Genomic DNA, 6,197 nt, shown 5'->3' with positions numbered 1-6,197 from the left:
GTTTATTTATATTATTTAATAAAATATCACTTTACTTATTTTTAATTTGGCTCTAAATTCGCGCAAATTTTATTATTAAAGTAACCTCTCAAACTCTAAAACAGTGGTTATTTACCTTGATGAGTCGATAAACACACATGGCCGAATCAGCCGCCACAAGCACCTCTAACAACCCTTTAGCACCCGTTATCGGGCTGTCATTTTTTGCTATTGCATCAGGCTTTTTAATGAGCCTTATTCCGCTGTCGTTACCTGCATTTAAACTTGATGAAAATCTAGCGCCTTGGCTTGCGAGCATTTTTTACTTTGGCTTACTTATTGGCGCCACCACAATAGAGCGCATTGTGATAAAAATGGGTCATCGCTTCGCCTTTATATTATTTTTAAGCTTGTTAATAGTAAGTGTGCTTGCACAACTTGCGCTACCAAATACCGTTAACTGGTTAATTGCACGATTTGTAGCAGGTGTTGCTGTTGCCGGTGTGTTTGTCGTTGTTGAGTCTTGGTTGTTAATGACCAACACAGCAAAGTCGCGTGCTAAACGTTTGGGTTTATACATGACCTCACTTTATGGGGGCAGCGCGGTTGGTCAACTTGCTATAGGGCCGCTTGGCACCGAAGGTTCAACGCCTTATTTATTTGTAGCCTCGTTATTATTTTTAGCTATTTTGGCGCCTTTATTAATAACTAAAGGTCAGCCCGAAAAACAGCACCTTGAAAAACTACCACTAAAAGAAATAAAAACATTAAGCCACCCAGCTATGCTCGGATGCTTAGCATCGGGCTTATTACTGGGCCCTATTTACGGCTTAATGCCGGTGTATATTGCAGCACAAGCTGATCAAGCTCAGTACACAGGAACACTTATGGCGGTTATTATCTTAGGCGGCATGGTCGTGCAGCCGCTTGTGAGTTACTTATCTACTCGGCTTGAAAAAAGCTTATTGATGGGTATGTTTTGTTTAGTAGGCGCAGCCGGTGCTGTGGGTATACTACAAGCAAACACTTTAGCAGGATTAATAGTAAGCTACTTAATACTAGGCGCATGCAGCTTTGCACTTTACCCAATTGCTATAACACTTGCGTGCGACTCATTGCCAATGGCAAAAATAGTATCTGCAACTGAGGTAATGCTTTTGAGTTACAGTATTGGGTCGGTATTTGGCCCTATGCTTGCTGCAAATTTATCTGATGCACCCAACGGTATTGTGTTTTATTTAGCAGGCTGTTTAATCACGACCTGTATTTATATGTTTATTAAAAGCATTAAAAATATTCGCGCGGGTAAAACCCCAGTTGCAGGCTAATTTTTAGCTTAAATACACGCTTGCTTATTAACTAATTCTAGCTGTTAAACATCTTGATTTAACAGCTAAAACTATTATTTAGCAGTGAGTTTTTTATGTGGGCTCAAAAAAAACATCTTTTTCCACCCTTGGTTTTGCGTTGTAAAAAGCCACGGCATGGGCACTAACGATAAAATAGAATAATGCACATGAGGCTGTTTTCCTGCGGCATTTCCGGTATCGCCCAGTAAGCCAATTTGACTGTTTATGCTTACTACATCACCTGTACTTACCGAGTAGTTATTTAAATGTGCAAAATAATGCACGCGCCATTTAGGCCCAAGCACCGCAACCACCTTACCACCTCGGCTTAACTCACCTGCAAATATAACAACACCATTTGTTGAGGCAACTACAGGAGTGTTCTTTATGCCAAAAATATCAATTCCTTTGTGCACACCCGACCTACCCCAAGGCTCGTACCAAAACGTGTTATGGTTCCAATCTTTACTTGTGGCACCTTGTACCGGAATCATTATTTTTTCGGGAATTAGTAAGCCTATAATTAGTAAAGTAGCTATTCCAATTGAAATCCATTTAAGTACTTTCACTTTTCTATCCTTGATATTTAAATAACTTATACTGGTAAATTATTAGCCATAATAACTGAACTCATCATGAGTCGTATTTATGGTTTTATTTATGAAGTTTTATTTGAATGAAATACCCGACTAACATGTACTAAGCTGATCAATTTCAAAACAGGTTTTATAAGTAATTGAGCACTGCCCGCTATAAACAACCATGTGCCACTTTCTATTAGTGAGTCATTTAAAAAGAAAAAACTGCCAATTAAAAACCACACAGCAATCAAAAAATCGTTAAACGCTCCCAGCGCTTCATATCGCCGCTGAATGGTAATATGCTCTTGTCCTAAATCTAAAATAAACTGATTACTGAGGTCCATAAGTACTGCTCACTCTTTTATTTAATAATTTAAAAAGCTTGTTTTCACAAGCTAAGCCGCACCATACAATAACAAAATTTACGCAATAAAAAACGCTGGCCAATGCGAATCAGCCAACGTTTTTATTGTTTGTGCAATACTTAACTAATCGTTTATTTTTTCTCTTTTTCTAAACGCTTTTTAAGACTTAATGCAGCATCGGCGGCTAATAAACGCATAAATTCAGAGCCATTACTTTGCTCGCCTTGGCCTGCGCCTATTACAATTTCAGGCACTAAACGGCTATTACCTAAGCTTGTAAATAAAGCGGTTTGAATTTTAACTTCTGCTTTTAGCGTTTCATCAAATACATACTTTGGATCAAGTGCAGCAGACTTAGCTCTTAAACGAGCCTCAGCTAAAACGTCCATACCTAATGCTTCTAAACGTTGTTGCTTTAAAATCTCTTCTTGTTCTTTTGCAAGCTCCGCTTTTACAGCCACTCGTTGCTGTGCAGAAATAATGGCATTTGCCTTAATTCGTTCAGCATCAATTTGCTCTTTTATTTTTAGCTTTTCAGATTCAGCACGTTGCTTAGCAATTGCTTGTTCACCTAAAGCCACTTCGGTACGCGCTTGTTGCTCTGCTTTTTTAAGGTTTTGACGCGCTAGCGCTTCATCAGCAGCAGCCTGCTTTTGAGCTTCAAGGCGAGCATTTACTTTGCTTTCGTAGTCAATATCAATAATGCTGGCATCAACTACTGTAATACCGTAAGCGCCTAAAATAGGTGCGTTACGCAGTGTATTACCCTCATCATCCATTTTAATATTAATAGTGACACGTTGCTGTTTACTTAAATTACCTAAGTCGTCAGATTTATCGCGCTCACCCGTACTAATAATTTGTTCAGTAACAAAAATACCGTTGGTTAATTGATCAGCAAAATCTTGGCTTAATTGACCATTACCACCAGAGTAATGTTGCTCTACCGACATCATTCGCGCCGACGCTTTTACATTTTCGGTGGTTGCACGCATTAATAAATTAGATATTAATGTTTCTTGTGAACCAAACTCTTCGTGTATTTTAAGTAAACCACGTAGAGCACCCGACTCTGCTGCAGGTACATTGCCTGGCAATCTAAAACGAGAGACACCTCGTGCGCCACCTGTTGTGGTATCTAAAAATCGAATCGGAATTAACGGCACAATTGCGCTTGCTGTTGCACCAGCATCGCCCGTAAAGTTAATCGAAATTACTTTTTTATAAGCGGATGTACTACCAAATGCTTTTAAGTAAGGGCCTGCTTGATTTATTACGGTTAAGTTACCTGTAAAAGCCGATTGATGTACTAAACGCTCATCTGCTTCATTCCATGAAACAACTTGCGATGTAAGGGTTGCTATCACGACCAATACAACAACAATTGATGACACTATAATTACATTACGACGACCAAATCGACTCATAAATGAGTCACTTTTTACTGCTGGGACTGCTTTTTCGCTATCCATTTTTATTACTCTCCATGTTTAATTTCTTTTTAACAAAGTAAATAATTTCCTGTTCACTCAAATGTGCGCAAAAGCTACCAGAGCGATGTAACTCAACAAATGTTGCAAGGATTTCTTCTTTACCTTTAGCTGTTTTATCTTGGTTTTCTTGTGTTTGATTTTTTTCTGTTAGTTGAGTGATTAGTTCATCAACTATCGTGTCTTTATCAAACAGTACGTTGTATTCCTTGGATTTTCTTACCCGACTTTTATGTACGTTGCTGTAAATTACATAAAGTGCAACGCATAAAATAATAACAAGTAAACTTAACCCTATAATATAAAAAATCATAAGCTCTACTTAAATTAGTTTAAATACTTAATGAGCAATAACAATTGTAGGCATTGCTTAACAAATGTTAACCCAGTAATTTTACAGTAAACCCGAGTAAAAAACAGATTAAAAATAAAGTTCATCAGGTATACAGTTATAAGCGCACATAAAAGTAAGCTTTTTCAAACAAAAAATGCCAGTCAGTTATTAACTGACTGGCACTAAGCTAATATTCATTAAAGTGCTTTTTACATTATTCGCATGGCCCCCAATCAACACCGTTTTCACCGCATTCATACAGCGTTGTTCCATCTTCTCGGCGGGTATCTCTAAACCATTGCCCTTCAATTGTTTTAATAATACGTACGTTGTCTGTGGTTTTGTATTTACGCCAAAAGCTAGCATCAATAGATGTTTCGTCATCAAACTCATAGGGCATAGCAGCGAGTACGGTCACTAAATCTTGAGTTTCTAAGTCAGCAGCTTTGTCTTTAACATTTACCCAATCAGATAATGTTTGAAAGTCGGCATTTTCCTCTCTAAAGGCAAAGTCAGTTTGGTATAACGATCCTGACTCAGTATAGCTAATGCTAAAACCTCGCTCGAACGGTGTATCTAAATTAGCACTAACGCATTCATCTGCTGTAGGAAAGTTAACCGATGGGCTAGTATTAGCAACGCTGTAACGCACATTACTTTTCTCAAAACTAACGTTCTCAATACTAGAACATCGGTAAGTACGATCGGCGTTAATGCAAACATCGTCTCTAACTGTTAATTTTCCATTTAACGATTCTTCGCCCCAAGGCGTATCTGTTGAATCCAATCGAGACAAAATAACGTCAATTTTGTCGAGTTCGTCTGTATTATGAAGCTTTACTTGCTCATGAAAAAACTCAGTGCCTGCAAAAATAACTTTATCGCGGTACCATGCATTTTCAAACCCATACTCTGCATCTTTTGCTGTGTCTTGGTAAATCACTGCTCTTACTTCTTCTGCATCAGGATACTGAGCATCTAGCTCTTGCTTGAATTTATAGGCCGCTTTTAGTCCCTTAACAATTGCTTGTGCTCTGTCGTAAGCGTCGCTGTCGTTAGTAGCGATAAAATCTGAGTAAATTTGCTCTGTTGACAAATTATAATGCGCAACCAAGTTTTGCATAACATTTGTTATTTCGCTTTGAAGGTTTGCCAGTAGTTCAGTATTTTCTTTAAGTGCATCACAACTTAAATTATTGTTACCACTTTTTTGTAATTGAAGGCTCAACTGTTCCCAAATAACGGTTGTTAAAGGTGATATATTTCGAATATCTTCATCAGTCAGAGCCTCAATTGAGGGCGGAAATGACATTTGATACGCTTGTGTTACCTCTCCTAAATCCTCGTCAATTGCGCCGACAGGTACATCAACGTACATAGTTGAATACGGCACACACAGCGCCTGCTCTTCTGTAAAATTAAAACTATAATTACCCGATTCTTCAGAGACTACAGAAGGTTCTGATTGCTCATCAAAAGTACCATCGCCATCAATATCCAGCCATACTATTGCACCAGATACATAACCATCAATAACCTTTCCTGTAAGAGAGATAGTGTTAACTTCTACGGGATCTACTTTTATAGGATCTGGCTTAGCTACAACTGGCTCTATAACGGCCGCTTTATCACCGCCACCACATCCAACAAGGCCTAGCGTAAACGCTAATGAAATAGCTAACTGACTTTTTTTAAAAAACATACAAAGACTTCCTTTTTTGCACTTTAATTATTATTAAAAATCATATTGTTATAAGTTACTTTAATACAAAATAAGTAATGCCAATCTGCTTATATATGGGATCTAGTTAACGTTAAGAAAATTATGCTAGAACGAGACAAAAATTTTTGTATCTAGTTGTTCTAAATAAAATTTTAACGACGTTATAGTGCAATTTAATTTGTTAAATTACTCAAAGATTTATGCAGGTTGGTATAAATTTAAACAACAGAAATTTATTGAATTTTTATGGGGGGATGGCAACAAGTTAACATGCCCTGTACCTATATAGTGACACAGCATGTTATATTTAGCTCTTACATTTGTTAATTAAATATAACTAACACCAGTTATTATTGACTAATATGGACTGCAAGTG

At 37.6% G+C, this 6,197-nt stretch carries 6 protein-coding genes; 1 reads left to right on the top strand and 5 read right to left on the bottom strand.

Annotated elements, in window-relative coordinates; all coding sequences use genetic code 11:
- The first annotated feature begins 137 nt into the window (after nucleotides 1–137).
- Nucleotides 138–1,307 (top strand): MFS transporter, encoded by a 1,170-nt coding sequence (locus H5072_RS09525; RefSeq protein ID WP_182693384.1) that lies wholly within the window; start codon nucleotides 138–140, stop codon nucleotides 1,305–1,307.
- Nucleotides 1,308–1,381: 74 nt separating this feature from the next.
- Here the strand turns inward: H5072_RS09525 and H5072_RS09520 are convergent, their stop codons facing one another.
- From H5072_RS09520 to H5072_RS09500, 5 genes are all read right to left on the bottom strand, one after another.
- A complete protein-coding gene (locus H5072_RS09520; RefSeq protein WP_182693383.1) occupies nucleotides 1,382–1,897 on the bottom strand; it encodes a M23 family metallopeptidase in 516 nt (171 codons plus the stop codon).
- Between the two features lie 89 nt (nucleotides 1,898–1,986).
- Nucleotides 1,987–2,253 (bottom strand): YrhK family protein, encoded by a 267-nt coding sequence (locus H5072_RS09515; RefSeq protein ID WP_182693382.1) that lies wholly within the window; start codon nucleotides 2,251–2,253, stop codon nucleotides 1,987–1,989.
- A gap of 152 nt (nucleotides 2,254–2,405) precedes the next feature.
- A complete protein-coding gene (locus H5072_RS09510) occupies nucleotides 2,406–3,746 on the bottom strand; it encodes an SPFH domain-containing protein (RefSeq protein ID WP_002961828.1) in 1,341 nt (446 codons plus the stop codon).
- On the bottom strand, nucleotides 3,739–4,077 hold the full coding sequence (locus tag H5072_RS09505; protein ID WP_024595217.1) for a hypothetical protein: 339 nt from the start codon (nucleotides 4,075–4,077) through the stop codon (nucleotides 3,739–3,741). Before H5072_RS09505 ends, H5072_RS09510 begins: the two co-directional genes overlap by 8 nt.
- 235 nt (nucleotides 4,078–4,312) lie before the next feature.
- Entirely contained in the window at nucleotides 4,313–5,800 is a 1,488-nt protein-coding gene (locus tag H5072_RS09500; protein ID WP_182693381.1) for a hypothetical protein, read from the bottom strand.
- Nucleotides 5,801–6,197 lie beyond the last annotated feature (397 nt).

Source organism: Pseudoalteromonas sp. SR45-5 (assembly GCF_014163565.1).
In the GTDB taxonomy this organism is placed as follows: Bacteria; Pseudomonadota; Gammaproteobacteria; order Enterobacterales; family Alteromonadaceae; genus Pseudoalteromonas; species Pseudoalteromonas distincta.
Note: the sequence above shows the minus strand (reverse complement) of the source record. Positions and strands in the feature narration are given on the sequence as shown.